This is a genomic window from Sinomonas albida, assembly GCF_004919045.1.
GTDB classification, from domain to species: domain Bacteria; phylum Actinomycetota; class Actinomycetes; order Actinomycetales; family Micrococcaceae; genus Sinomonas; species Sinomonas albida.
Genome location: NZ_SWDW01000022.1, coordinates 12,611 through 38,986, shown reverse-complemented (window position 1 = coordinate 38,986; position 26,376 = coordinate 12,611). Strand labels below are relative to the sequence as shown.

27 protein-coding genes are annotated in these 26,376 nt (G+C 70.9%); 16 read left to right on the top strand and 11 right to left on the bottom strand.

Going from position 1 to position 26,376, the window contains the following annotated elements:
• Positions 1-194 precede the first annotated feature (194 nt).
• The 4 genes from scpB to E6A26_RS17005 all read right to left on the bottom strand — a co-directional run bounded on the left by scpB (position 195) and on the right by E6A26_RS17005 (position 4,231).
• Positions 195-749: an SMC-Scp complex subunit ScpB gene (gene scpB / locus E6A26_RS17020; RefSeq protein WP_136612401.1), complete on the bottom strand. Its 555-nt coding sequence runs from the start codon at positions 747-749 to the stop codon at positions 195-197.
• Positions 736-1,686 (bottom strand): segregation and condensation protein A, encoded by a 951-nt coding sequence (locus E6A26_RS17015; RefSeq protein ID WP_234865639.1) that lies wholly within the window; start codon positions 1,684-1,686, stop codon positions 736-738. Before E6A26_RS17015 ends, scpB begins: the two co-directional genes overlap by 14 nt.
• Positions 1,673-2,572: a ParA family protein gene (locus E6A26_RS17010; RefSeq protein WP_136612399.1), complete on the bottom strand. Its 900-nt coding sequence runs from the start codon at positions 2,570-2,572 to the stop codon at positions 1,673-1,675. Before E6A26_RS17010 ends, E6A26_RS17015 begins: the two co-directional genes overlap by 14 nt.
• Before the next feature lie 270 nt (positions 2,573-2,842).
• On the bottom strand, positions 2,843-4,231 hold the full coding sequence (locus tag E6A26_RS17005; protein WP_136612398.1) for a cation:dicarboxylate symporter family transporter: 1,389 nt from the start codon (positions 4,229-4,231) through the stop codon (positions 2,843-2,845).
• Positions 4,232-4,434: 203 nt separating this feature from the next.
• Here E6A26_RS17005 and E6A26_RS17000 point away from each other — a divergent pair, with 203 nt between their 5' ends.
• The 7 genes from E6A26_RS17000 to E6A26_RS16975 all read left to right on the top strand — a co-directional run bounded on the left by E6A26_RS17000 (position 4,435) and on the right by E6A26_RS16975 (position 9,207).
• Positions 4,435-6,048 carry a sensor histidine kinase gene (locus tag E6A26_RS17000; RefSeq protein WP_136612397.1) on the top strand — a complete coding sequence of 538 codons (1,614 nt, stop codon included), beginning with the start codon at positions 4,435-4,437 and terminating at the stop codon, positions 6,046-6,048.
• Positions 6,045-6,740, top strand: a complete 696-nt coding sequence (locus E6A26_RS16995; RefSeq protein ID WP_136612396.1) for a response regulator — start codon at positions 6,045-6,047, stop codon at positions 6,738-6,740. Before E6A26_RS17000 ends, E6A26_RS16995 begins: the two co-directional genes overlap by 4 nt.
• Positions 6,741-6,879: 139 nt before the next feature.
• Positions 6,880-7,029 (top strand): hypothetical protein, encoded by a 150-nt coding sequence (locus E6A26_RS17690; RefSeq protein WP_168928777.1) that lies wholly within the window; start codon positions 6,880-6,882, stop codon positions 7,027-7,029.
• A 52-nt stretch (positions 7,030-7,081) separates the two neighbouring features.
• Positions 7,082-7,288, top strand: a complete 207-nt coding sequence (locus tag E6A26_RS16990) for a hypothetical protein (RefSeq protein WP_136612395.1) — start codon at positions 7,082-7,084, stop codon at positions 7,286-7,288.
• 234 nt (positions 7,289-7,522) lie between these two features.
• The gene (locus E6A26_RS16985; RefSeq protein WP_136612394.1) at positions 7,523-7,726 is read left to right on the top strand and encodes a cold-shock protein; all 204 of its coding nucleotides are present in this window, start codon (positions 7,523-7,525) and stop codon (positions 7,724-7,726) included.
• Positions 7,727-7,823: 97 nt separating this feature from the next.
• Positions 7,824-8,426, top strand: a complete 603-nt coding sequence (locus tag E6A26_RS16980; protein WP_136612393.1) for a nucleotidyltransferase family protein — start codon at positions 7,824-7,826, stop codon at positions 8,424-8,426.
• A 91-nt stretch (positions 8,427-8,517) separates the two neighbouring features.
• On the top strand, positions 8,518-9,207 hold the full coding sequence (locus E6A26_RS16975; RefSeq protein ID WP_168928776.1) for an SGNH/GDSL hydrolase family protein: 690 nt from the start codon (positions 8,518-8,520) through the stop codon (positions 9,205-9,207).
• A gap of 53 nt (positions 9,208-9,260) precedes the next feature.
• On the opposite strand, the gene E6A26_RS16970 is transcribed toward E6A26_RS16975, so the two are convergent.
• From E6A26_RS16970 to E6A26_RS16955, 4 genes are all read right to left on the bottom strand, one after another.
• Positions 9,261-9,917 (bottom strand): GntR family transcriptional regulator, encoded by a 657-nt coding sequence (locus E6A26_RS16970; RefSeq protein ID WP_136612391.1) that lies wholly within the window; start codon positions 9,915-9,917, stop codon positions 9,261-9,263.
• Positions 9,918-10,033: 116 nt separating this feature from the next.
• Positions 10,034-10,987 (bottom strand): transketolase family protein, encoded by a 954-nt coding sequence (locus E6A26_RS16965; protein ID WP_136612403.1) that lies wholly within the window; start codon positions 10,985-10,987, stop codon positions 10,034-10,036.
• A 47-nt stretch (positions 10,988-11,034) separates the two neighbouring features.
• On the bottom strand, positions 11,035-11,979 hold the full coding sequence (locus tag E6A26_RS16960; protein ID WP_136612390.1) for a transketolase: 945 nt from the start codon (positions 11,977-11,979) through the stop codon (positions 11,035-11,037).
• Between the two features lie 20 nt (positions 11,980-11,999).
• Positions 12,000-13,340 (bottom strand): MFS transporter, encoded by a 1,341-nt coding sequence (locus E6A26_RS16955; RefSeq protein WP_136612389.1) that lies wholly within the window; start codon positions 13,338-13,340, stop codon positions 12,000-12,002.
• Positions 13,341-13,527: 187 nt separating this feature from the next.
• Here E6A26_RS16955 and E6A26_RS16950 point away from each other — a divergent pair, with 187 nt between their 5' ends.
• From E6A26_RS16950 to E6A26_RS16935, 4 genes are read left to right on the top strand one after another with little or no spacing between them, the layout of a single operon-like run.
• Positions 13,528-14,352, top strand: a complete 825-nt coding sequence (locus E6A26_RS16950) for a sugar phosphate isomerase/epimerase family protein (protein WP_136612402.1) — start codon at positions 13,528-13,530, stop codon at positions 14,350-14,352.
• A 56-nt stretch (positions 14,353-14,408) separates the two neighbouring features.
• Positions 14,409-15,182, top strand: a complete 774-nt coding sequence (locus E6A26_RS16945; RefSeq protein WP_136612388.1) for an SDR family NAD(P)-dependent oxidoreductase — start codon at positions 14,409-14,411, stop codon at positions 15,180-15,182.
• A 41-nt stretch (positions 15,183-15,223) separates the two neighbouring features.
• A complete protein-coding gene (locus E6A26_RS16940) occupies positions 15,224-16,978 on the top strand; it encodes a dihydroxyacetone kinase family protein (protein WP_136612387.1) in 1,755 nt (584 codons plus the stop codon).
• 16 nt (positions 16,979-16,994) lie between these two features.
• Positions 16,995-17,462: a ribose-5-phosphate isomerase gene (locus tag E6A26_RS16935; protein ID WP_136612386.1), complete on the top strand. Its 468-nt coding sequence runs from the start codon at positions 16,995-16,997 to the stop codon at positions 17,460-17,462.
• Positions 17,463-17,505: 43 nt separating this feature from the next.
• On the opposite strand, the gene E6A26_RS16930 is transcribed toward E6A26_RS16935, so the two are convergent.
• Positions 17,506-18,354, bottom strand: coding sequence for an NAD-dependent epimerase/dehydratase family protein (locus E6A26_RS16930; RefSeq protein WP_136612385.1), 849 nt, complete (start codon positions 18,352-18,354; stop codon positions 17,506-17,508).
• Between the two features lie 220 nt (positions 18,355-18,574).
• Here E6A26_RS16930 and E6A26_RS16925 point away from each other — a divergent pair, with 220 nt between their 5' ends.
• Both E6A26_RS16925 and E6A26_RS16920 read left to right on the top strand, forming a co-directional pair.
• Positions 18,575-19,138 (top strand): MarR family winged helix-turn-helix transcriptional regulator, encoded by a 564-nt coding sequence (locus E6A26_RS16925; protein ID WP_234865636.1) that lies wholly within the window; start codon positions 18,575-18,577, stop codon positions 19,136-19,138.
• 10 nt (positions 19,139-19,148) lie between these two features.
• The gene (locus tag E6A26_RS16920; RefSeq protein WP_168928775.1) at positions 19,149-20,546 is read left to right on the top strand and encodes a DUF1731 domain-containing protein; all 1,398 of its coding nucleotides are present in this window, start codon (positions 19,149-19,151) and stop codon (positions 20,544-20,546) included.
• A 45-nt stretch (positions 20,547-20,591) separates the two neighbouring features.
• Here the strand turns inward: E6A26_RS16920 and E6A26_RS16915 are convergent, their stop codons facing one another.
• Together E6A26_RS16915 and E6A26_RS16910 are read right to left on the bottom strand one after the other, a co-directional pair.
• Positions 20,592-22,421 carry a gamma-glutamyltransferase family protein gene (locus E6A26_RS16915; protein WP_136612382.1) on the bottom strand — a complete coding sequence of 610 codons (1,830 nt, stop codon included), beginning with the start codon at positions 22,419-22,421 and terminating at the stop codon, positions 20,592-20,594.
• A gap of 37 nt (positions 22,422-22,458) precedes the next feature.
• Complete coding sequence (locus E6A26_RS16910) at positions 22,459-23,001, bottom strand: acyl-CoA thioesterase (protein ID WP_136612381.1); 543 nt, start codon at positions 22,999-23,001, stop codon at positions 22,459-22,461.
• Positions 23,002-23,181: 180 nt separating this feature from the next.
• Here E6A26_RS16910 and E6A26_RS16905 point away from each other — a divergent pair, with 180 nt between their 5' ends.
• The 3 genes from E6A26_RS16905 to prpB are packed head-to-tail and all read left to right on the top strand — an operon-like array spanning position 23,182 to position 26,357.
• A complete protein-coding gene (locus tag E6A26_RS16905; protein WP_136612380.1) occupies positions 23,182-23,913 on the top strand; it encodes a GntR family transcriptional regulator in 732 nt (243 codons plus the stop codon).
• On the top strand, positions 23,906-25,426 hold the full coding sequence (locus E6A26_RS16900; protein ID WP_136612379.1) for an MmgE/PrpD family protein: 1,521 nt from the start codon (positions 23,906-23,908) through the stop codon (positions 25,424-25,426). Before E6A26_RS16905 ends, E6A26_RS16900 begins: the two co-directional genes overlap by 8 nt.
• Positions 25,427-25,439: 13 nt before the next feature.
• Positions 25,440-26,357 (top strand): methylisocitrate lyase, encoded by a 918-nt coding sequence (gene prpB, locus E6A26_RS16895; protein WP_136612378.1) that lies wholly within the window; start codon positions 25,440-25,442, stop codon positions 26,355-26,357.
• Positions 26,358-26,376: the final 19 nt, after the last annotated feature.

Sequence of the window (26,376 nt, the reverse complement as noted above, 5' to 3'; positions counted from 1 at the left end):
ACCGACACTCGGACTCCGCACCCCCGCCCAGGCCCTCACCGAACTCCTCCTGCCCGCCGCCGCCTGACAGCCGAACCCGACCCCGACACGGCGAAGCGATTGCACTTGACAGATGGAATCCGCCCGGTGTGCCCCCATCTGGGGCGGCTGAAAACTGGGGAATCCGGAACAGAAGCTGGGGAATTCGGCGTCGACTAGCGTTCGAATTCGATCGAGCCCAGCTCGTCGAGGCCGGGGAGGTGCGGCGAGAGCTGCGGGAGCTCGGCGATGGATCCGATGCCCAGTCGCTCGAGGAAGTAGGACGTGGTCTGGTACAGGATCGCGCCCGACTCCGGATCGGTGCCGCCCTCCTCGACGAGCCCGCGCGAGACGAGCGTGCGGACCACCGAATCGACGTTGACGCCGCGGATCGCGGCGACGCGCGAGCGCGCCACGGGCTGGCGGTACGCGATGACCGCGAGCGTCTCCAGCGCGGCCTGCGTGAGCCGCGCAGTCTGCCCCTCGAGCACGTACCGCGAGACGACGTCCGCGAACTCGGCCCGCGAATAGAACCGCCAGCCCCCCGCAACGGGGCGGAGTTCGAAGCCGCGGCCGTCGGCGTCGTACTGGGCGGCGAGAGTGCCGAGGAGCTCCTCGACTTCGGGCTGCGGCAGCTCGAGCGTCGCAGCGAGCTCGGCCGCGCTCACCGGCTCGTCCACCACCATGAGCACGGCCTCGAGGGCCGCGGCCCTTCGGTCATCCTGCTGCATGCTGCTCCTCCCGGTCTCCGTCCTCGTCCACTACGGCACGCCCCTCGGCTGCGCCGCCTTCTGCGTCGCCGTCGCGGCTGGCGTCCTCCTCGGGCTCCGCCCCGCCGTCGTCGTACTCCTCGCTGAGCCGCTCGGCCGACCAGCCCTCCCCCGCCGTCCAGCGCACGCTCAGCTCCGCGAGCGGGGCTGCCTGCTCGAAGGAGACCGCGCGGTCGCGGAACATCTCGAGGAGCGCGAGGAAGCGGGCCACGATGACGAGCCGCGAGTCGGCGTCCGCCGTGAGCATGCGGAAGCTCTGGGGGCCGCCGTAGCGCAGGCGCGCGCCGAGGATCGCGGCCTGCTCGCGCACGCTCACGGGCGGCGCGTGCAGGTGCGCGAGCCCGACTTCCGACGGCGGAGCCTCCTTGGGCGCGAACGCCTTCGCGGCGAGCGCCGCGAACTGCTCGGGCGTGTGCTGCCACACGAGCTCGGGCAGGAGCGCGGCGAAGGAGGGCTCGAGGGCGACGGCGCGGGGGAACCTCCGGCCCTCAGCTTCGAACGTCCGGTCGAAGATCGCGGCGATCTCCTTGAACGCCTTGTACTGCAGGAGCCTCGCGAACAGGAGGTCCCGGGCCTCGAGCCGTGCCACGTCCTCCTCGTCCTCCACCTCGCCCTGCGGCAGGAGCCGGGCGGCCTTGAGGTCCAGAAGGGTTGCGGCAATCACGAGGAACTCGCTGGCCTCGTCGAGGGCCCACTCCTCGCCGCGTTCCTTCATGGCCCGGATGTAGGCGATGAAGTCGTCCGTGACGGTCGCGAGGGAAACCTCGGTGATGTCGAGCCGGCGCTTGGCGATGAGGCCCAGCAGTGCGTCGAACGGGCCGGTGAAGTTCTCGAGCCGGACCTCGAAGCCCGCCGCAGACTGCCCGGGGTCCGCTGCCTCGAGGCTAGGGGGCTCCACCGCGGGCCACGAGCTCGCGCGCAAGCGCCCGGTACGCCTCGGCGCCGGGGTGGTTCGCCGCGTACCGCGTGATCGGCTCGGCGGCCACCGTCGCGTCCGCGAACTTGATCGTGCGCCGGATCACGGTGTCGAACACCTTGTCGCCGAACGCCTCGACGAGGCGCGCGATGACCTCGCGGCTGTGGAGCGTGCGCGCGTCGAACATCGTCGCGAGGACGCCGTCCACGACGAGCCGCGGGTTGAGGCGGTCCTGGACCTTGTCGATCGTCTCGACGAGGAGTGCGACGGCGCGCAGCGCGAAGAATTCGCAGATGAGCGGTATGACCACCCCGTGTGCGGCCGAGAGCGCGTTGACCGTGAGCAGGCCAAGCGACGGCTGGCAGTCGATGAGGACCACGTCGTATTCGTCCTCGACCTTGCGGAGGGCGCTCGCGAGGACCTGCTCGCGCGCCACCTCGGTGACGAGCTGGACCTCGGCCGCGGAGAGGTCGATGTTCGCGGGGAGGAGGTCGAGATTCTCGATCTCGGTCTTGCGGATCGCCTCGTGGATGTCGACGTGGCGGTCCATCATCACGTTGTAGACGGTGACGTCCAGCTCGTGCGGATTCGTGCCGAGCCCAGCAGACGCGGCGCCCTGGGGATCGAAGTCGACGATGAGCACCCGGCGGCCGTACTCGGCGAGCGCAGCGGCGAGATTGATGGCGGACGTCGTCTTGCCGACGCCGCCCTTCTGGTTCACCATCGCGATGATGCGGGCGGGGCCGTGTGAGTCGAGGGGTGCAGGGACGGGGTACTCCCGCAAGGGGCGGCCCGTGGGGCCGAGCACGACGTCCGTGGGGTCCTCGGTGATGCCGTCCAGAGTCGCGGCGCTCTGCTCTGTGCTCACGTATCCATCCACTTTCGATTCGCTGCCTGCGGCTTCTTGAGACCCCAGCCTACACAGCGGGGACACGCATCTTTGGAACCTTGACAAGGGGAGTCCGGCGAGCCTTGACCCTCAAGTAGAGCCTCAAGGTTAGTCCCTTCGACGCCGCTGCGCCGTCACGTTGCGCGGGGCTGAGACCCTGCGAACGTGACGGCGCAGCAACCGGCGTCCGGTGAAGGCCACCGGGGGGCACAGCGAACCAGGAGACTCAGTGGCCCCGTCCCCGGATGCTCAGGCGTTCGCCGGCTCGGGTGCGCCGACCGCGCGTGGCGAGCCTTCGCCGTCGTCCGCTGCCGGGCCGTGCCCGTCTGCGGCGAGCATCGTCGTCTCGTCGAACGGAAGCCGCCCGCTGAGGACCTCGCCCGCGCGGTCGCGGTCGATCTCGCGGGTCCACACGCCCATGAGCACGGTGGCCACGGCGTTGCCCGTGAAGTTCGTGAGCGCCCGGGCCTCCGACATGAAGCGGTCGATGCCGACGATGAAGGAGACGCCGCCCACGAGCTGCGGCGCGTGCGACTGGAGGCCGCCGGCCAGGGTCGCGAGGCCCGCCCCGCTCACGCCGGCCGCGCCCTTCGACGCGATGATCATGAACACGAGGAGCGCGATCTGCTCGCCGAGGTTCATGGGCTGGCCCATCGCCGTCGCGATGAAGAGCGAGGCCATGGTGAGGTAGATCGCCGTCCCGTCGAGGTTGAACGAATAGCCCGTGGGGACGGTCACGCCCACGACCGGCTTGGACACGCCGAGGTGCTCCATCTTCGCGATGAGCCGCGGGAGGGCCGCCTCGGAGGACGACGTCGAGACGATGATGAGGTACTCGCGAGCGAGGTACTTCATGAGCCTGAAGATGTTCACACCCGCCACGGCGCGCAGGAGCGTCCCGAGCACCACCACGATGAACAGGATGCACGTGATGTAGAACGCGATCATGAGCGTCAGGAGGCTCAGGACGGCCTTCCAGCCCGTGGCGCCGACGACGGCGGCGATCGCACCGAACGCGCCGATCGGGGCGAGCCACATGATCATCACCAGGATCCGGAACACGAGCGCCTGCGCCTGGCGGATGAACTCGAGCAGCATGGTGCCCGTCTTGCCCATGCGCTGCAGCGCGAAGCCCACGAGGAGGGCCACGAAGAGCGTCTGGAGGATCTGGCCCGAGGTGAGCGAGGAGACCAGTGTGTTGGGGATGATCCCCAGCAGGAAGTTGGTCGTGTCCGTGGCCTCGGGGGCCTTGTACGTCGCGTCCTTGAGGTTGAGGCCCTCACCGGGGTGGATGATGTTGCCGACCACGAGGCCGATCCCGAGCGCGAACGTGCTCATGACCACGAAGTAGGTGAGTGCGAGGCCGCCAACCTTGCCGACGGTCGCGGCCTTCGCGATCGACCCGATGCCCAGCACGATCGTGCAGAAAATCACGGGGGCGATCATCATCTTGATAAGGTTCACGAACGCGTCGCCCAGCGGCTTGAGGTTGGCCGCGAGGCCGTCCTTGCCGGGGAAAACAAGGCCGACGACGACGCCGAGCACCACCGCGACGATGACGGCGATGTACAGCCAGTGCGTGCGATCGGCCTTCTTCTTCGCCGGCTTCTCTGCCGGCGTGAGTGGCACGGTTGCCATGGGTCCTCTCCCTCGAGTCGGTGCCACGTCGCTGTGACCGCGGCCATACAACCTTCCAATACGCTGTGAGAGAGGCCACTATTGCGGTCATATTGGTCGCGGCAACGACCACATGTGGTGCCCGGCCTACGGGAAAACAGAGGTACCGCAGGGAAACCGAAGACGACTCGAGGGAAGCCGAAGAAGAGAGGAATGAGGAGCCGATGCGGCAGCTGAGCCTCGCACGGCGCCTCTTCCTGCTCTTGGTGCTCGCGGTCATCCTGTTCACGGCCTTCGTGGGCACGGCATTCTTCCTCGACGCCCGGGACCAGCTCCACCAGGCGGCCGGGAAGCGCACGCTTTCAGTCGCCCAGGCAATCGCCGACAGCCCCGTGGTGGTGAATGCGGCGCTCGCCGCACCGGGCACAGACCCGACGCCGGCCCTCCAGCCGTACGCGAATCAGGTGATCACGGACGCAGGCCTGGACTTCATCACGATCATGGCGCCGGACGCGACGCGCTGGACCCACCCCACACCCTCCGAGATCGGCGGGAAGTACCTCGGCTCGACAGCGCAGGCGCTCGCGGGCCAGACCCTGACCGAAACGTATACGGGCACGCTCGGTCCCTCGGTGCGCACGATCGTTCCGATCAAGGCGCCCGGTACGGGACGCGTCATCGGGATGGTCGCCGCGGGGGTGACCGTGACGAACCTGGATGTCGCGCTCGCGTCCCGCATCCCCGCGGTGCTGGGGATCGCCGTCGTCGTGATCCTGCTGGGCCTGCTCGGCGCCGGGCTCCTCGAAAGGCGCCTCTCCGCCGCGACGCACGGCTACGGCCTCGAGCAGCTCAGCCAGCTGTTCGCGTACTACGAGTCGGTGCTCCACTCGGTGCGCGAGGGCGTGGTCATGGTGGATCCGCGCGGGAGGCTCGTGATCCGCAACGACCAGGCCTCGGAGCTCTTGGGGCTCCCGCCGTCCGAGACCGGCTCCGCCGCTCCGCTCCTGAGCGACCTGGACCTCCCCGAAAGCGTCCGCGAGCTCCTCTCGAGCGGCCGGACCGCTCACGACGAGATCCACCTCACGAAGGACCGCGTGCTCGTGATGAACCAGGAGCCGGCGTCCTCCCCGGGGACGCGCCGCCCGCGGCTGCTCGGCTCGGTCGCGACGCTGCGTGACCAGACGGAGATCGAGGCGCTCGGCTCCGAGCTCGCCACGATGCGCACGCTCTCCGACGCGCTCCGCAGCCAGACGCACGAACACGCCAACCGTCTGCACACGATCGTCTCGCTCCTCGAGCTGGGCCGCACGGAGGAGGCACTCGCGTTCGCCACCGAGGACCTCTCGCTCAGCCAGTCCCTCGCGAACGAGCTCGTGGTCTCCGTCCAAGAGCCCGTCCTCGCGGCCCTCGTGATGGGCAAAGCCGCGCAGGCGCACGAGCGCGGGGTCCAGCTCGACGCCGAGGCGACCGGGAGCCTCGGCTCGGTGGGCCTCGAGCCCAAGCACCTCGTGACCATCGTGGGCAATCTGCTGGACAACGCGATCGACGCCGCCGCAGCGGGCGAGGCGCCCCGATGGGCCGCGCTCGAGCTGCGCGAGGAGGACGGGGCCCTGGCCATCGAGGTCTCCGACTCGGGCCCGGGGGTGCCGGCCGCAGAGCGCGAACGGATCCTCCAATTCGGGTACTCGACGAAGCCCCACGGCGCCGCGGGGCGCGGCCTCGGCCTCGCCCTCGTGCGTCGCTCAGTCGAAGCGCTCGGCGGGACCGTTGCCGTCTCCGGCGAGCGCGGCGCCGTCTTCACCGTGACCATCCCCGCCCCGACCTGGAAGGCACCATGACCGAGCTTCGAGTCCTCGTCGTCGAGGACGAACCCATCGCCGCGGCGGCCCACGCCGCCTACATCGGCAGGCTCGCCGGCTTCGCGCACGTCGGGACGGCGCACGACGGCGCGACAGCCCTCCGGCTGGCCGGCGAGCTGGCGGCGGCGGGAACCCCGGCCGACCTCGTCCTCCTCGACATGAATCTGCCCGACCTCCACGGGCTCGACGTCGCGCGGAGGCTCCGCGCCGGAGGCCACCACCCGGACATCCTCGCGATCACGGCCGTGCGGGAGCTCCCCGTGGTGCGCCGCGCCATCTCGGCAGGCGTGGTGCAGTACCTCATCAAGCCGTTCACGTTCGCGGCCTTCGCCGAACGGCTCGAGCACTACCGCCAGTTCCGCAGCTCCCTTGCGAGCGCCGAGGGGACGGCGTCGCAGGACTCGGTGGACGAGGCGCTTGCCGCGCTGCGCACCCCGGTCGGAACCCCGCTCCCGAAGGGCCTCTCCCCCGGGACGCTCGAGTCGATCCGCACGTTCGTCCGCGGGCGGGGAGCGGCGGTCTCGGCGACGGAAGTCATGGAGGCCGTGGGGGTCTCGCGCGTCACGGCCCGGCGCTACCTCGAGCACCTCGCGGACGCCGGCGTCCTGACCCGCTCGGCGCGGTACGGCACGCCCGGGAGGCCGGAGAAGGAGTACCGCTGGGCCGGGTAGCCGGCACGTTCCACCGGCCGAAAAGCCGCGCTCTTTGCCTACTGACCTTCCGGCGCCTGCAGGAATACCGTGGAGGTGGAAGAGGTGACCGCCTACCGGTCCCTGACTGCGGGGACGCCCTCACCTCGTAGGAGGAGCTATGCGAACCGAATCGACGGAGCCCCTGGCCACCGAGGCCGGGACCCCCGCACGCACTCACGAGAAGGTGGACGTCTCGGCACTCCCGGATGGCTCCGGCAACGATCGGGACGACGACGAGGCGGAGGACGAGCGCTTCGACGCCGGGTGACCGCCGTCGTACCGCTCGTACCCCCCGACGGTCAGGGAGAGAGGAACACGCCATGACCCACAGCGTCGACTACGGCAACACCGAAGACGACGATCTCACCGAGCCCCTTGACGGCCGCAACAGCCAGAGTCCGGAAGGATCCTCGGACAACCCCGAGCTCCTGGACGAGATCGACCCGCTCCACAGCCCACGCCGCATGATCGAACTCGATTCGGACGAGGAAGAGCCCAATCCGGACATCGACCTCGGCTACGACTGAGCGCTCCGGGCGGCCTGAAAGCGCGGCACCGCGCCGACGACGACGCGGCAGGCGGCGCGACTGCGCACAGAGCGCCTCGCCCGGGTATCCTATTGCACGTAGTTTGATGTTTCGCGGTATCTTGCCGATGCCCGGTCTCCGCCGGAGGCCGTGTGTTGACTCTGATGGGCGGTTACGGACACGGCTGCGCGCGCACCCCGAAGGACGGGGCGGCGCAACGTCCAGGAGGACACCATGGCAACTGGAACCGTCAAGTGGTTCAACGGCGAGAAGGGCTTCGGCTTCATCGCTCCCGACGACAACACGGACGACGTCTTCGTCCACTTCACCGCTATCGAGGCAAAGGGCTTCCGCGAGCTTCAGGAAGGCCAGAAGGTCGAGTTCGAGACCCAGCAGGGTCCGAAGGGCCTGCAGGCCGCCAAGGTCCGTCCCCTCTGACGAACCCCGACGCATCCCGAAGGGGGCTGGCCGCCACGTGCGGCTGGCCCCCTTCGGCGCTTGAGGGACGCTTCTTCCGCACCCATAGGCTGGGCCCATGACGACGACCCCGCCCGCGGCTCCCCTCGCGGGCATTCTCCTGGCCGCCGGGGCAGGCACCCGCTTCGGCGGACCCAAGGCCCTCGCGGCCACCCCGGAGGCTGGCAGCTGGCTCGCCCGGGCCGTCCGGCTCCTCCTCGACGCGGGGTGCGCCCCCGTCGTCGTCGTCCTCGGAGCGGCGGCGGACGACGCGCGGCGGCTCCTCCCCGAGGATCCGCGCGTCGTGCCCGTGGTCGCCGAGCGGTGGGCCGACGGCGTCGCGGAGTCGCTGCGGGCGGCCCTCGCCGCGCTCGCGGGGGTCGAAGGGCCGGTGGGCGCGCTCGTGACGCTCGTCGACATCCCCCGCCTCTCCCCCGAGGCCCTGGCACGGGTTGCAGGCGGCACCGTCGGACCCTCGTCGCTGCGCCGGGCCGTTTACGGCGGGACGCCGGGACACCCCGTGCTCCTCGGCCGCGACCACTGGGAGCCGCTCAGCGCGGGGCTCTCGGGCGATGTCGGCGCAGGGCCGTATCTGCGCGCGAACGGAGCCGAGGCTGTGGACTGCACCGGGCTCGGCGGGGACGAAGACGTGGACCTCGCACCTCGGCGAGGCCCGGCATAACTTTCGTGGCCCCCGGCCAGTGGGGAATACTGGTGGCGATATGAGCCCGAGCGGAAGCGCGGCGGGCAGGAATGGATCCCGGGGAGACGCAGTGGCCAGCAGCGATGAGCCGCGGCCCGCGCGCCGCGGGCCTGCACGCGCCGTCGTCATCGTGGTCGCCGGCATCGCCCTCATCGCCTTCGCATCCGTGGCGAGCACGGGCCTCCTCCCGGCCCGCGACCGCCTCGTGGTCATCGGAGACTCGCTCAGCACGGGGTTCGGGACCTCCGCGGAGGAGTCCTGGCCGGTGCTGCTCGCGCGCGCCGAGGAAGCGGGCCCGGGCAGGCTCGAGGTAGTCAACGCCGCCGAAAACGGCAGTGGCTACGTCGCTCCGGGAGACGAGGGCGACACGTTCGGCACCGAGGTAGACCAGTTCGTGAACGGGGACACGAAAGTCGTCCTCTTCTTCGGTTCGGACAACGACTTCGGGAACCCGCCATCGCAGATCACCGAGGCCGCGACTACGGCGTTCCAGGCAGCCCGCGCGAAGGCGGCGCCTGACGCCAGGCTCATCGTCGTCGGCCCCCCGTCGTACACCTTCCCGGCGGACTCGGAGCTCACGTCGATCCGGGACGCGCTCCGCACGGCCGCGGACCGCACGGGCTCGGACTTCGTCGACCCCATCGCCGAAGACTGGATCGCCGGGCACGCCGACGAGCTCATCGGCCCCGACGGTGAGCACCCCACGCCCGCGGGCCACGAGCGCCTCGCGCAGCTCCTGGAGGAGGTCCTCGCACGGTGACCGGCCGCGAACGGTGAGCGGCCGCGACCAGTGACTGGCAGCGCCGCTCCGGCTCAGTCCACGAGCGTGCGGGCGGCGTCGTCCATGTGGTCGATGATGGTCTGCCGGGCGAGGGCGGCGTCGCCGGATTCGATCGCGTTGACGATCTCCCGGTGCCTGTCGATCCCCATGTTGGTCATGGCACGGTCGGGCCCGGCGAACATGATGGACATCCGGATGGAGCCCTCGAGGGACTCCCACGAGTGCACGAGGGTCTCGTTGCCGCCGAGGCGGCACAGGAGCCGGTGGAAGTCGAGGTCGGCCTCGATGCGGTCCGCGAATCCCCGCCCGTCGGCGTCCTCCATCGCCTCGATCGCCGCGCGCAGCTCGCCGACCGAGCGCGCACGGCGGGGCTGCTCGATGAGCGTCCGCGCCGCGAGCGACTCGAGCGCGCCGCGAACGGCGAAGATGTCGCGGATCTCCTTCGCGTCGAGGTGCCGCACGCTCAGCCGCCCGCGCGGGCCTGCGGAGACGAGGCCCTCCTGCTGGAGCTGGCGCAGCGCCTCGCGCAGGGTCCCACGACTGATCTGGAGCATCTCGGACAGCTCAGTCTCGACGAGGTGCCGGCCAGGCTCGAGATCCCCCGACGTGATGGCACGGCGCAGCGCCACGAGGGCCTGCTCGCGCAGGCTCGTCTTCTCCAGCCCCAGCAGAGCTGCGGTCGCGGCCATATGCCCTCCCTGTGTCGACCGTCGCACGGGCGACGGTTCTGTCAACTGTCATCATAGGCGCGCCGGAGTCCTGGGACAGGCCCAGGACCCCGGCGCGCCCCTCCCCGAGCCGAGGCTCAGCCGAGCTCGGCGAGGACGCGTTCCACGATGCGGTCCTTCGAAATCCCGTACCTGTCGTGCAGCGTCGGGAGCGCCCCCGCCTCGAGGAAGCTGTCCGGGAGTCCGATCGGCACGACGCGCGTGCCCCGGCCTCGGCGGACCAGAGCCGACGCAACGGTCTCGAAGAGGCCTCCGACCACGGTGTGGTTCTCGAGCGTGACCGCGAGCCGGTCGCCGGCGAGTTCCCGCAGCACGGCCTCCTCGTCGAACGGCTTGAGCGTGGGCGTGTGGACCACGGAGACGTCGACATGATGGGCCGCGAGCGCCTCCGCGGCCTGGAGCGCGCGCATCGTCATGAGGCCCGACGAGACGAGGACGACGTCGCGCCCGCCCCGCAGGACCTTGGCCTTGCCGAGCTCGAATGTGTAGTCGTACTCGTCCAGGACCGCGGGAACCTTCCCTCGCAGGAGGCGCAGGTAGGTCGGCCCCGGCGCGGCGGCCAGCTGCGGCACGGCCTGGGCGATGTCCACGGCGTCGCACGGGTCCACGATCGTGAGGTTCGGCATCCCGCGGAAGATCGCAACGTCCTCGGTGGCCTGATGGCTCGGGCCGTAGCCGGTGGTGAGGCCCGGCAGGCCGCCCACGATGTTCACGTTGAGCTCTGGCTCGGCGATGTCGAGGCAGATGAAGTCGTAGGCGCGCCGCGCGGCGAACACCGAATAGGTCGAGGCGAACGGCACGAGGCCCGCCTGGGCCATCCCGGCCGCCGCCCCGAACAGGAGCTGCTCCGCCATGCCCATCTGGAAGAACCGGTCCGGATGGCGTTCGGCGAAGATGTGCATGTCGGTGTACTTGCCCAGGTCCGCCGTGAGCCCCACGATCCGTTCGTCGCGCTCGGCGAGCTCCGCGAGCGCGTGCCCGAACGGCGCCGGAGACGTCCGCTGCCCCGGGTCCGCGAAGGAGGCGATCATCGCCGAGGTCTTGAGCTTGGGCGCCTTGGGGGCGGCCGCCGTCGTCGTCACTGTGCCACCTTCTCTCGCGTCTGTGTCTTCGCACGGGTCTGTGTCTCCGCAGGGCCAGCCTCGGCCGGCCCGCGGTAGCCCGCGGTGAGCTGGTCCTGGCAGACGGCCCATTCGTGCTCTTCGATCCGCATGAAGTGCGCCTTCTCGCGCTCCTCAAGCAGCGGCACGCCGCGGCCCACCTTCGTGTCGCACAGGATCACGGCAGGCGCGCCGCGGCCGCCGTCATACGTTGAGGCCTCCGCGGCGATCGCATCGAACGCGCCCAGGAGCGCGGCGACGTCGTTCCCGTCGACGCGCTGGACGCGCCAGCCGCACGCTGCCCACTTGTCCGCGACCGGCTCGGTGCGCAGCACCCCGGCGGTCGGGCCGTCTGCCTGGAGCGCGTTGATATCGACGACGGCGGTGAGCCGCCCCAGGCGGTGATGTGCGGCGCCCATGGCGGCCTCCCAGGTCGAGCCCTCGTCGAGCTCGCCGTCGGAGAGGAAGTTCACGACGCGGGCCGGGTTGCCCCGCGCCCGGAGCCCCAGCGCAAGGCCGACCGCGATTGGCAGGCCATGCCCGAGGGAACCGCCGGAGATCTCCATGCCCGGGGTGTAGGTGGACATGCCAGACATCGGGAGACGTGAATCGTCCGAGCCGTAGGTCTCGAGCTCCTCGACCGGGACGATGCCTGCCTCTGCGAGCGCGGCGTAGAGCCCGATCGCGTAGTGGCCCGTCGAGAGCAGGAAGCGGTCGCGGCCGTCCCACTCGGGGTCCTCCGGGCGGAAGGCGAGCTGGTCCGCGTAGACGGCGGCCAGGATGTCCGCGGCGCCGAGGGCCTGGCCCACGTAGCCCTGACCCTGCACCTCGCCCATCGCGAGCGCGTGCTGGCGGATCCGGTACGCCGCGGCCTCAACGGCGGCCTGGCGCTCGGCCGGCGCGGTTTCGACGTTCGATGTCATCGGCTGGTCCTTCGATTCCTTCAGCGGGAGTGGGCGGGTTCGGGGGTTTCGGCCGCGGCGAGCTCGGCGGACGCTCGCTCCTTCGGACCCCAGGTCTCGCGGGTCACGAGAGCGGCCCAGAGGCCGATCGCGCCGTACGCGCTGAACAGGAGGGCCGGGCCGACCCAGCCGAAGCTGACGAACAGGAGCGTCGTGATGAAGGGGGTGAACCCTGAGACCATCGCCGAGATCTGGTACGCGAGCGACGCGCCGGACGAGCGGGTCTTGGCCTGGAAGAGCTCCGGGAACCATGCGCCCTGGGCGCCGGCGAGCGAGTTCTGGCACACGGCGTACGCGATGACGATCGTGGCCACGATGAAGAGGAAGAGGCCGGTGTTGACGAGCAGGAACATCGGAACGCCGAAGGCGACCGCGAAGGCGCAGGACCAGATGTAGAGCGGGCGGCGGCCCACCTTGTCGGTCAGGGCGCCCCACTTCCAGGTGGCGATGATCCCGATCGCCGAGGCGATGCACAGGGCGATGAGCGTCTGGTTCTTGTCCGCAAGCTTCGCCGAGTTCAGGTAGGAGATCATGTACGTCACGGACACGGCGTAGCCCGCCGTCTCGGCGATCCGCAGTCCGATGCCGCGCAGGATGTTGCGCCAGTCGTCGCGGATGACCTCCACGATGGGCGCCTTGACGATGTCGCCGCGCTCCTTGACGTCCTCGAACACGGGCGACTCGGGGACCTTGGAGCGGATGATGAGGCCCACGATCACGAGCGCGAGGCTCGCGAGGAACGGAATGCGCCAGGCCCACTCGTCGCCCAGATGGACGCTGAACAGGAAGACGAGATTGGCCAGCAGGAGCCCCACGGGGAAGCCGGCCTGGACGATGCCGGTCACGGCGCCCTTGCGCCGCCACGGCGCGTGCTCGTAGCTCATGAGGATGGCGCCGCCCCACTCGGCTCCGAACGCGAGGCCCTGGACGATGCGCACGGTCACAAGGAGCGCGGGGGCCAGGAGCCCAACCGCCGCGTAGGTGGGCAGGAGCCCGATCGCGAACGTCGCGAGGCCCATGATGATGAGCGACGTGACGAGGACGGGCTTGCGTCCGAGCCGGTCACCGAGGTGGCCGCCGATGATCCCGCCGAGCGGGCGGGCCGCGAAGCCGACGCCGAGCGTCGCGAACGAGGCGAGCGTCCCCGTCACGGGATCGGCGCCCGGGAAGAACGCGTGGTTGAAGTACAGGGCCGCGGCGGTGCCGAAGCCGATGAAGTCGTAGGTCTCGATGACTGCGCCAACGGCGGAGCCGACGGCGACGCGCTTGGCGTCCTTGGTGCCGTGGACCGGGCCGCGCAGGGCCAGAGCCTCATTGCTCATTTGCTGTTCCTTCCAGAATCGACAGGCCTCCGAGGACGTGCTTCCGCGGATCCGTTCTGTCGACAGTCGACATGATATGCCAGTGTGGGACGGGTCACCTTCATTGTCAACCGTCAACGTTCTAGGTTGACTGTTAACAATTAACAGACTTATTGTGGTGCACATCTCCCCCGGAAAGGCGACGACGATGTACCACTCCCGGCTTGGATGCTCTTCGATCAGCTTCCGCCACCTCGACCTGCCTGCGGCCCTTGCCACGATGGCCGCCGCCGGCTTCGAGGAGATCGATCTCGGCGCCCTCCCAGGCGTCTGCGACCACGTCCCCTACACCCTCGACCGCGAGGCAGTCTCGTCTGTCGCCGCGGACGTCGCGGCGAGCGGGCTCCGCGTCCGTTCCGTGAACGGCGACGTCGGCGATCTCAACGCCCCGCTCGACGCCGAGGCCCGCCGGAAGCGGGCCGAGCACCTCGACCGGCTCCTCGATCTCACGGCCGCGGTCGGCGCCGAGGCGCTCGTCCTCCCCTGCGGCGCCCTCGACCGCGAGCCCGTGGACAGTCTCGACGCTGACCTGGACCGCGTCGCCGCCGAGCTCGCGGGCGCGGCCGAGGTGGCCGCCGACCGCGGGCTGGGCCTGTGGACGGAATCCCTCCACGTACTCCGCCTGAGCTGGAACCTCGAGCGTGCGCTTGAACTCGCCGCGCGGCTCGACGGGAGCCCGGTCCAGCACGTCCTCGACGCAAGCCACGCCGTGGCCTCCGGCGGGAACTTCGAGGAAGCAGCCCGTGCCCTCGGCCCGCGGATCGCCCACGTGCACCTCCGGGACGCGGTCCCCGGGGACATCCACCGCAGCATCGGCGCGGGCGCCGTCGACTTCGCGGGCGGGCTGTCGGCCCTGCGCGAGCTCGACTACACCGGCCACTTCACGCTCGAGCTCGAGACCCGCGACACCACCCATGACGAGCGTCCGGCGGCCGCGGCGAGCGCGGCAGCCTTCATCACAAGCCTCATCTGACAGCAGCATCTGACACCGCAACTGACACACCAACTGACACCAGCAAGGAAGCAACCATGAGCAGCATCCAGCGAACCGCCATCCTCACGGGCGCCACGTCCGACCGCGGCATCGGCATCGCCACCGCCCGCCGCTTCGCCCGCGAGGGCTGGGGCGTCGTCGTCCTCGACCTCGACGGCGAGAAATCCGCGAAGGTGGCCCAGGAGATCGCCAACGAGTTCAACGTCCCGGCGTTCGGCCACGAGATCGACGTCGCGGACGAATCCTCGGTCGCCGCCGCCCAGACCGCGGTCGCCACCGAGGTCGCCGCCGGCCGCCTACCGGTGATCGGCGCGCTCGCGAACATCGCGGGCATCACCTCCCCGGTCCCGTTCCTCGAGACCGACCTCGCCCTCTGGAACAAGGTCATGGCCGTCAACGCCACGGGCACCTATCTGGTCACGAAGGCGTTCGTCCCGGCCATGATCGACGCGGGCTGGGGCCGGATCGTGAACATGTCCTCGGTCTCCGCGCAGCGTGGCGGCGGCGTGTTCGGCCGCGTCCCGTATTCCTCCGCGAAGGCGGCGATCCTCGGCTTCACGAAGGCGCTGGCCCGCGAGATCGCTCCCACGGGCGTGACCGTCAACGCCATCACGCCGGGCGCCGTGGACACGAACATCCGCGTGGGCAGCACGGACGAGCAGGAGGCCGCGATCGCGCGCGACATCCCCGTGGGCCGCACGGCCTCGACCGAGGAGATCGCCGCCGTCATCACGTGGCTCTCCTCGGAGGACGCCTCCTACCTCACGGGCACCACGGTGGACATCAACGGCGGCAGCCACATCCACTGACGCCTCCGGGCGCCACACGAGAGACAGTCGAAGGAGACCCCATGACGCACATCGCGAACGATCCCGCGGACTTCGCCGACGAGGCCCTCGACGGCTTCTGCGACGCGCACTCCGACCTCGTCGAGCGAGTCGAGGGCGGCGCCATCCGCCGCTCCCGCGAGGCTGAGCCCAAGGTCGCCGTCCTCCTGGGCGGCGGCACGGGCCACTACCCAGCCTTCGCCGGGCTCATCGGCGCGGGCTTCGCCGACGGCGCCGTGGTGGGCAACATCTTCACCTCGCCGTCCGCGCAGCAGGCCGTCTCGGTGGCGAGGGCCGCCGAGAACGGCGGCGGAGTCGTCTTCGCTTACGGCAACTACGCGGGCGACGTCATGAACTTCGGCGTCGCCACGGACCGCCTGCGCGCCGAGGGAATCCGCGCCGAGAACGTGATCGTGACGGACGACATCGCAAGCGCGCCGCCCGCCGAGCTCGAGCGGCGCCGCGGGATCGCGGGCGACTTCACGGTGTTCAAGGTCATGGGGGCCGCGGCAGAGGCGGGCCTCGACCTCGACGAGGTGGTCCGCGTGGGCCGCAAGGCCAACGACGCGACGCGCACGCTGGGCACCGCGTTCGCGAGCTGCACGTTCCCGGGCGCCGAGAGGCCCCTGTTCTCGCTCCCCGAAGGCTTCATGGGCCTCGGGCTCGGCATCCATGGCGAGCCCGGGCTCAAAGACCTCCCGCTCCCCCGCGCCGAGGACCTGGGCCGGGAGCTCGTCGCCGGGGTCCTCGCGGAGCGCCCGGAAGGCGCAGGCGAGCGCGTCGCCGTGATCCTCAACGGCCTCGGCAGCACGAAGGCCGAGGAGCTGTTCGTCCTGTGGCGCACGGTCGCCCCGCTTCTGCGCGACGCCGGGCTCGAGCTCGTGGCGCCTGAGGTCGGCGAACTCGTGACGAGCCTCGACATGGCTGGCGCTTCCCTGACGCTCATGTGGCTCGACGAAGAACTCGAGGCCCTGTGGCTTGCCCCCGCGCAGACACCGGCATACCGCCGCGGAGCCGTCGTGCGGACCGAGCCCGCGGCACCCACCACGTCCGCCGCGCCGCGCGCAGCCGCCGCGCCCGCCGACGGGGTCGGGGCGCCGCCTGCCAGCGCGGCGTCTCAGGAGTACGCAGCGCAGTGCGTCGCCGCGCTCGCGGCGGCGCAGCGCACGCTGCACGAGCTCGAGGCCCAGCTCGCGGCGCTCGATTCCGTAGCGGGCGACGGCGACCACGGCCGCGGCATGGTCCGCGGAGTCGACGCTGCGGTCGCCGCGGCGCGTGCTGCTGCCTCGGCCGGGCGCGGTGCCGGGTCGGTGCTCGCGACGGCCGGCGACGCGTGGGCCGACAAGGCCGGCGGCACGTCCGGCGTGCTGTGGGGCGCAGGCCTCCGAGCGTGGGGCGAAAGCCTCGGCGACAGCGAGCGTCCCGACGGCGCTGCCCTCGCGGCCGCGGTCTCGGCGTTCGCCGAGCGCATCCAGGCCCTCGGAGGGGCCGAACCAGGCGACAAGACCCTCGTCGATGCGCTGGCGCCGTTCGCCGCTGAGCTGAGCGGCGCCGTCGAACGCGGCCTGCCGCTCGCCGAGGCGTGGACGACGGCGGCTGACGCTGCGGCGAGTGCCGCGCGGTCCACGGCTGAGCTGCGCCCCCGCAAGGGGCGCGCACGGCCTCTCGCCGAGAAGAGCATCGGCACCCCTGACCCCGGCGCCGTCTCCCTCGCCGCGGTGTTCGCGGTGCTGGGACCGGAGCTCGACCCCCAGGCCGCCGCGGCGGCGGCCCGCTGACCCGAAAGGCAAAATCATGAGCGGACTGAGAATCGTGCTCGGCTCGGACGAGGCGGGCGTCGACTACAAGGACAAGGTGGTTGCGGATCTGCAGGCTGATCCGCGCGTCGCCGAGGTCATCGACATCGGCGTGCACCGCGGCGACGACGACTTCACCAAGCCCTATCCGTACGTCGGGCTGGCCGCGGGCCAGCTCATCAAGGACGGCCAGGCTGACCGGGCCATCCTGTTCTGCGGCACCGGCCTCGGCGTTGCGATCGCGGCGAACAAGGTCGAGGGCATCCGCGCCGCGACGGCCCACGATTCGTTCTCGGTGGAGCGCTCGGTGCTCTCGAACAACTGCCAGGTCCTCACCATGGGACAGCGGGTCGTCGGTGTCGAGCTCGCGCGGCGGCTAGCGAAGGAGTGGATCGGCTACACGTTCGATCCGGACTCCGCCTCGGCCGCGAAGGTCAAGGTCCTCACGGACTACGAGGGCTGCTAGTGGCAAGCGTGGGGCGCCCGGGCCGGCCTGGCGCCCCACGGCGCTAAGCCTCTTGGCGCCAGCTGAACTGCGGGTCGAAGCCGAGGAGCCGGCGGGCCTTGTCGATGCCGAGCATCGTCTCGTGCTCGCCGAGCTCCTTGGTCACACGCACATTGGGGAAGACCTCCGCGGCGAGCGACGCCGACGAGCGGCTCATGACGGTGTCCGCGTTCGCGATGATGTACGCCTCGAAGCCGGGGCGAGCCGTGAGCAGCGCCTTCTCGATGGCCTGGGCGCCGTCGCGGGCATCGATGTAGCCCCACAGGTTCCACTTGCGGGCGCGCGGATCGGAGTCGAACTGCGGGAAGCGCCGGTAGTCCTCGGGGACCATGACGTTGGAGAACCGCAGCGCGGAGATGCTGAGCTCCGGATCCCAGCGGCACAGCTGGCGGGCCATCTGCTCTTCGAGGTGCTTCACGAGCGAGTACGTGCTCTCGGGGCGCGTCTCGTACTCCTCGTCCACCGGGATGTACGGCGGGTCGATGTCGAACGGCAGCCCGAGCACGGTCTCGCTCGACGCATACGCGATCCGCTTGATGCCGAGGCGCCGCGCGGCCTGGAAGACGCTGTGCGTGGCAAGCATGTTGTTCCGGAACGTTGCGGCGTCCGGGGCGAGCCCCGGCGCGGGCAGCGCTCCCAGGTGCACGACAGCGTCCACCCCGTCGTGGCGGTCATCGACACCCGCGATGGCGTCGATCACCTGGCCGTAGTCGGTGAGGTCGGTGAGGATGAAGCCCCGGTCGCCGCGCTCCCCCACGCGGTCGAGGTTCCACACCTCGTGGCCCGAAGCGCGCAGGTATTCGACGGCCACACGGCCGAGCTTCCCGCTCCCACCGGTCAGTGCGATCTTCATGGCACACCCTTCCGGCCGCGTCCCGCGGCCTGTCAGACATCAGACTCCTTCCTGCTTAGCAGAGTCGAGACTCGACTGGAAGGTCAGGCCCCAGCCCGATGGGGGCCCTGCGAGTCCTACTCAGGCTAGGCGCCGCACTTGGCGATCGCGCGCTACACCCATAAGATTGATGCGTCAAGTTCATGGCAGGACGGCCGGGGGGATACGCATGGAGGCTCGCGTGGAGACGCATGCCGTCAGGACACAAGCGGAAGCCAGGGATCTCGTCCCCACCTCCGAGCCGCGCTGGCTCAACGAGCGCGAGCATGAGGTCTGGCTCGCCCTGCGGCACCTCCTGTGGGGGCTCCAGCCTGCCGTCGACCGTCAGCTGCTCCACGACTCCGGGCTGTCCGGCCCCGAGTACTCGGTGCTCGCGACGCTGACTGAGAACCCCGACGGCGTGCTCCGCTCGGGCACGGCGGCGCGCATGCTCGGCTGGGGGCGCAGCCGCCTCTCGCACCTGCTCCGGCGCATGGAGGGCAAGGGCCTTATCTCCCGCGCGTGTTCGCCCGAGGATGGTCGGGGACAGGACATCGCCCTGACGCCCGCCGGCCGGGAAGCGATCATCGAGGCTGCACCGGGGCATGTCGGGTTCGTGCGCAGCATCGTGTTCGACGCCCTCACCCCGGAGCAGCAGGACTCGCTGCTCGTGGCGTGCCAGCGGATCTCGGCGGCCATCGAGGCGTCCGGCGCGATCGAGTGCGACGCCGACGGCGGCCCGTGCGATGCGGAGCCGACCGCCTAGACTGGCTCAGGTGACCTGGCAGCGCACCGCATCGCAATGGTTCCGACTTCCCGCCGACCGCCTGTGGGAGGTCCTCGAGCAGCTTGAGCTCTGGCCGCAGTGGAATCCCGCGGTAGGCTCCGCCGCCGTCATCGGGGCACTCCGGGAGGGCGCCGCGGGCCACTACTCTCCCTCCCACGCCCTGCTCGGCCCGCTGCATCGGCGCACTGCTCCCGCCTTCCGGGTGGACGCCGTCGACCCCGGGCGCCGCATCGTGCTCCGCCAACCCCAGCCCCGCGGCGCGCAGACGATCGAGTGGACGCTCGAGCAGCGCGGCGACGGCACGCTCTTCACCCAGCGCGTCTCGCTCGAGGGCCCGCTCGCGCAGCAGTTCGGCCTCACGGCCGGCGAGCCTCTCGTGCGCGGCTTCGCCTCCCAGTGCGCGCGGCTCTACCGGCTGGCGGCGCCTGCGGCGGGCACGGACGACGGCGCGGCCCGGGGTCCGCTCACGGCGATCTCCGGGGGCTCGGGGTTCTTGGGGACGCTCCTGGCATCCAACCTCGTGTGCGACGGGCAGCGCGTCGTGGTGCTCTCGCGCGCCCTGCGCCCCTCCCCGTTCGAGCAGATCTCGTGGGATGGCCGCACGCCGGGCGCCTGGAGCGACCGGCTCGGCGCCGAGGCTCGGCTCAACGTCGTGAACGCGGCGGGGGTGAGCCTCGACATGCCCGGGACCCCTGAGAATCTCGCGAAGCTCGAGGCTACGCGCGTCGAGCCGACCCGCGCCCTCGTCGAGGCCAGCCGATCCTGGAACCGTCCCGTGGAGCACTGGCTCCAGCAGAGCGCGGTCGGAATCTACGGCAACTCGCGCGAGGCGTTCGACGAAACGTCGCGGGTCCCCGACGCTCCCGGCCTCGCCGCCGTCGTCCGCGCGTGGGAGGCCTCGCTCGAGGGGGCCGTCGCGGAGCATCGGGTGGTGCTCCGCACGGGCGTCGTCCTCGCCCGGGAGGCCGCGATCCTCGGGCGGCTCACCGCCGTCGCGCGCCTCGGCGGCGGCGGCCCGCTCGGCTCGGGCGAGCAATGGTTCAGCTGGATCCACGCGAACGACTGGGTTCGTGCCGCGCGCGCCGCGCTCGGCCTGACCCCCGCGCCGGGCGAGGAGCCCGTGGTCTTGCCCGACGGAGTCGTCAACGCGACGTCGCCGTACCCGATCCAAAACCGGGAACTCATGGCGCACCTGCGTGAATTCGTCGGGATGCCCATTGGAATTCCGGCGCCCGCGCCGCTCCTGAGGGTCGCCGCGAAGGTCCTGCGCACCAACCCTGACCTCGCGCTCGACAGCGTGCGCGCCCTCCCCGCCGTGCTCCGCGCGGCCGGGTTCGGGTTCGACTACCCGCAGCTCGCGGGCGCGTTCCGCGAGATGGCGGCGTAGTCTCCAACACTCAGGACGGTGGTTCGCCCGGTCGGGCTGCGCGCCTCAGCGGCCCACGGCGTAGCCCGTGCCACCGCGCGGATCGGAACCCGCCCGGAGGGCACCGGTCGCAGGGTCCCGGGCCACGGCGCACAGCCGCCCGAGCTGCCAGCCGCCGGTGACCCCAATCCGGTGCCCGCGCCGCCGCAGCGCCGCGATGGTCTCGTCATCGAAGCGGCCCTCGAGGAGCGCGACGCCGGGCTGCCGCTCGTGCGGATAGAAGCTCGAGGGCAGGTGCGCGGAGTGGAACGCCGGCGCCTCGATGGCCTCCTGCAGACCCGCGCCCCGCAGGACGACGTCGAGGAAGAAGTGCGGCTGCCATTGGTCCTGCTGGTCCCCGCCGGGCGAGCCGAACGCGAGCACGGCCTCTCCCCCGCGCGTCGCGATGGACGGCGAGAGCGTGGTCCGCGGACGGCGTCCGGGCGCGAGCGTGTTGGGCAGGCCCTCCTCCAGCCACGCCATCTGGAGGCGCGTGCCGAGCGGAAAGCCGAGCTCCGGAATCACGGGCGAGCTCGAGAGCCAGCCGCCGCTCGGCATCGCCGAGACCACCGTGCCCCAGCGGTCGACGACGTCGACGTGCACCGTGTCGGTGCGGGCCCGGCCCTCGGCGTCCGGGATGGACGATGCCTCGAGGAGGGCCCTGACGGCGTTCGGCTCGCCCAGGCCGTTGACCCCGGCGGCCTCGAACCCGCCGCGGACCTCGAGGTCCGGGAGCCGCGGGACGCGTCCGCCCGGGGAGCCTGGTCTGATCTCGAGGGACGCTCCGTCCCCGATGAGCCGCGCCCGCTCCGCTGCGTACTCGCGCGAGAGGAGCTCCGCGGCCGGCACGCCGGGGGCGTCGCCGTACCACGCGTCCCGGTCCGCGAGCGCGAGCTTGGTCGCCTCGAGCACCGTGTGCACGTAGTCCTCGGTCCCCGGTGCGAGGGCGCCCTCACCGAAGTGAGGGACGGCGTCGAGGATCGCGAGCTGCTGGAGGAACGCGGGGCCCTGGCTCCAGAAGCCGCATTTGTGCACGGTCCAGCCGCGGAAGTCGAGCGAGACCGTGGGCTCGTAGTGCGGCCGCCACTGAGCGAGGTCCGCAGCCGTGAGCACACCCGCGTGCGCGGTGCCGCTCGAATCGCGGCGGGGGACGCGGCAGAACGCGTCGATCGCCTCCGCGACGAAGCCCTCCGTCCATTCGCGGCCGACGGCGCCGATCCCCTGCGCGCGGTCGGCCCCACCGGCGGCGGCGCGAGCCTCCGCGACGACGAGGCGCCGCCAGGTCCGCGCGAGCGCGGGATTGCGCAGGAGGCTTCCCTCCGCGACGGGCGCGCCACCCGGGGCGTAGAGCTCGGCGGAGCTGTGCCAGTGGGCAGCGAAGTGGGGAGCCATGCGCTCGAGGACGGCGGCGAGGCGGCGGCCTACGAGCAGCCCTTCCTCGGCGACGCGCAGGGCGGGGCCGATCACGTCCGCGAACGTGAGCGTCCCGTGGTCCGCGAGCAGCGTGAGCCACCCGAGCGTCGAGCCAGGGATGGCCGCGGCAAGGAGCCCGGTGCCGGGCACGTGGCTGAGCCCGAGCTCGCGGAAGGCCGCGGCGCTCGCGCCGGCCGGGGCGGGTCCCTGCGCGCACAGGACTCGGGGCGCCGCACCGCGCTCGGCGAAGAGGAGCGTGAGGTCTCCACCCGGGCCGTTCTGCTGGGGTTCGGCGACCTGGAGCGCGAAGCCGGCGGCAGCAGCGGCGTCGTACGCGTTGCCGCCGCGCTCGAGCATCGCCATGCCCGCCTGGGCGCCGATCCAATGCGTGGCAGAGACCATGCCGAACGTTCCCGAGAGCTCGGGGCGCGTGGTGAACTCCATCACCCCACGTTAGCGTTCGGGCGGAGGGCTCCCGGCCCTACCAGACGTGCGGCGCGGGGCGACGCGTGCTCGGGAGCGCGTTCTCCTCCCGCCAGCGGTGCAGGAACTCGGGGAGCTCGAGGTCCGCGGGCGGCGGCCCGACCTCCGCGAAGATCTCTTCGTTGCTTACGGGGCCCTTCGGGGACACGAGGCGTGTCGCGATGTAGGCCCGCGCGTAGACCTCGCCGCGGGCCACCATGCGCTGCTCGAAGTAGATTGCACGCTCGTCGACGCCGATGATGCGCGTCTCGATCGTGTACCGCTGCCACAGCGTGAGCGACTTGCGGAACGTGATGGTCTCGAGGTTCACCACGGGCTTCCAGCCCTTGGCCCGCATCCTCTGCCACGCGCCGGCCCTGACCATGAGGTCGAAGCGGCCCAGGTCCATGAGAGAGAAGTACATGCCGTTGTTGACGTGCAGCGCGATGTCGATATCGGTCGGGTACACCCGGAGCGGGAGGGAGGACGTGCCCCAGAGGCTCAGCGGCGGACGACGCCCCGATGTGACCAGGAGCAGGAGCGTGCGCAGGAGCAGATGCATGCCCTCATGTTACTCGTGAGTAACCACCCTGTCTCTTGCCGAACGAACGGAGCGCCTGCGGGTCGTCGAGTTTCGACCTGCCGAGAGGTGTGTATACACAAGCCTCGAAGCCGAGCGGGAATTGGGGTTGCCTGCTGGCATTGAGCGTGCCAATGTATACAGGGACGGAAGGGGTGATCGATGAAGGCGAGCGATCGGGCCTACGCCTCGCTCCGCGACGACATCGTGGAGTGGCGGCTCGCTCCGGGCACGGTGCTCGGCGAGGTCGAGCAGGCCGAGCGGCTCGGCGTGTCGCGCACGCCCCTGCGCGAGGCCCTTGCGCGCCTCACGGCGGAGGGGCTCGCGACCGCCCAGCGAGGCCGCGGCGTGGTAGTCAGCGACGTCTCGCTGGCCCACCTCGGGGAGCTGTTCGAGCTGCGCGAGGCGCTCGAGTGCAAAGCGGCGTCGCTCGCCGCCCAACGCGGTGACCGAGCGCGGTTCGCGGCCCTGCGGGACCGACTCCTCGCGGCCCCGGCGCTGCTGACGGACGAGGACCCCCAACGGAGCGAGTACTACGCCCTCGCCGCCGAGCTCGACAGCGCCGTGGACGGCGCGATCGCCAACACGTACCTCTCCCAGTCACTCGAAGGGCTGCGCGTCCACCTCGCCCGAGTGCGCCGGCTCGCGAAGGACGACGCCGCGCGGCTCCGGCAGGCCGCCGCCGAACACGCTGCGATCGCCGGGGCGATCGCGGAGGGCAACGCGCCCCTCGCGGCCGCCGCGACGGCGGTACACCTGAACAACAGCCTGAACCACATCAAGTCCGTACAGATCCACCTTCCCCGCCCCGAGGATTCAACTGGGCCGGCAGTCCGAACCGTGCCGACCCACTCCACCCGCCCATCCGCCCCAAGAGAGGCTTCCCATGGTTGAGCTGCACCACGTCCGCGTCTACAAGAGCGAGGAGAACCTCCCGCGCGAGGAGCAGCTCGCGCACAAGATCGCGCGGGTAGCCGCGGACCCGGTTGAGGTCGTGCCCGAAGTGGCCGAGATGGTCATCAACCGGATCATCGACAACGCCTCGGTCGCGATCGCCTCGCTCAACCGCGGCCCGATCGTCGCGGCCCGGGCGCAGGCCCTGTCTCACGCGCCCTCGTCGGGCGGGCGCGGGGCGCTCGTGTACGGCGTCGGGGACCGAGTCTCCCCCGAGTGGGCCGCCTGGGCCAACGGGGTCGCCGTGCGGGAGCTGGACTACCACGACACGTTCCTGGCCGCCGAGTACTCGCATCCTGGGGACAACATCCCCCCGATCCTCGCTGTGGCCCAGCACGTCGGTTCCACCGGCCACGACCTGATCCGTGGCATCGCGACCGGCTATGAGGTCCAGGTGGACCTCGTCAAGGCGATCTCCCTGCATGCCCACAAGATCGACCACGTCGCGCACCTGGGCCCGTCCGCCGCGGCAGGGATCGGAACTCTGCTGGGCCTAGACGTCGAGACGATCTTCCAGGCCGTGGGCCAGGCGCTGCATACGACGACGGCGACGCGCCAGTCGCGCAAGGGCGAGATCTCCACGTGGAAGGCCCACGCGCCGGCATTCGCTGGGAAGATGGCCGTCGAGGCGGTGGACCGGGCGATGCGCGGGCAGACCTCCCCGGTGCCGATCTACGAAGGGGAAGACGGCGTCATCGCGTGGCTCCTGGACGGCCCCGACGCCTCCTACGAGGTCCCGCTCCCCGCGCCCGGGGAGGCCAAGCGGGCGATCCTGGACACGTACACGAAGGAGCATTCGGCCGAATACCAGGCCCAGGCCTGGATCGACCTGGCCCGCAAGCTGCACCGCGAGCATCCCGAGGCCACCGACCCGGCCAACGTCAAGAGCATCCTGATCCGGACCAGCCACCACACCCACTACGTGATCGGCTCAGGCGCGAACGATCCGCAGAAGTACAGCCCCACGGCCTCGCGCGAGACCCTTGACCACTCGATCCCGTACATCTTCGCGGTCGCCCTCCAGGACGGCACGTGGCACCACGTCGACTCGTACGCCCCCGAGCGCGCGGGGCGCGCGGACACGGTCGAGCTGTGGCACAAGGTCACCACCGAGGAGGACCCCGAGTGGACGCGCCGCTACCACTCGCTCGACATCGCGGAGAAGGCCTTCGGCGGCTCCGTCACCATCACCCTGTCTGACGGCACCGTGATCGAGGACGAGATTGCCGTCGCGGACGCGCACCCGCTCGGCGCCCGGCCCTTCGGCCGCGAGCAGTACATCCAGAAATTCAGGGCGCTGGCCTCCGAGGCCGTGGCCCCGGAGGAGATCGAGCGATTCCTCGCCGCCGTCCAGCGTCTGCCCGAGCTCGGTGCCGGCGAACTCGACCAGCTCAACGTCCTCGCCAAGGACGGGGTCATCGACCTCACGTCCGCGCCCCACGGCCTGTTCTAGGAGGACCCGCCACATGCTGTACTCCAAGTCCACCCCCGAACAGAAGCGGATCCGCCTGCGCGAGGCCCTCGTCTCCGGGAGGATCCAGCAGTTCCCGGGTGCGTTCAACCCGCTCTCCGCACGCCTCATCGAGGAGAAGGGCTTCCCCGGGGTCTACATCTCCGGCGCCGTCCTCGCGAACGACCTCGGCCTCCCCGACATCGGGCTCACCACGCTCACCGAGGTCGCGACCCGGGCAGGGCAGATCGCGCGCATGACCGAGCTCCCCGCGATCGTGGACGCGGACACGGGCTTCGGCGAGCCCATGAACGTGGCCCGCACCGTCCAGGAGCTCGAGAACGCCGGGCTGGCCGGCTGCCACATCGAGGACCAGGTCAACCCCAAGCGCTGCGGCCACCTCGACGGCAAGGCCGTCGTGGACCTCGATACCGCGCTCCAGCGCATCCGTGCCGCCGCCGACGCCCGCCGCGATCCGAACTTCCTCATCATGGCCCGCACGGACGTGCGCGCCACCGGCGAAGGGCCAGCGGGCCTGGACGCCGCCGTCGCCCGCGCCAAGGCGCTCGTCGACGCCGGTGCGGACGCCATCTTCCCCGAAGCCATGGGAAGCCTCGAGGAGTTCAAGGCGATCCGCGACGCGGTCGACGTGCCGATCCTCGCCAACATGACGGAGTTCGGCAAGAGCCGGCTCTTCACCGTCGAGGAGCTCGCGGGCGTCGGGATCAACCTCGTGATCTACCCTGTGACCCTGTTGAGGATTGCCATGGGCGCTGCAGAACGTACGCTGGAAGCAATCGCTGCGCACGGCACCCAGGAAGACCAGGTCGGGAACATGTTGACTCGCTCTCGCCTCTACGAGCTGGTTGACTACGAGGCGTACAACCGCTTCGACGCCGGCGTCTTCAATTTTCAGGTTCCCGGCCGATACTGAGGCCGAAGGTAGGCCACCA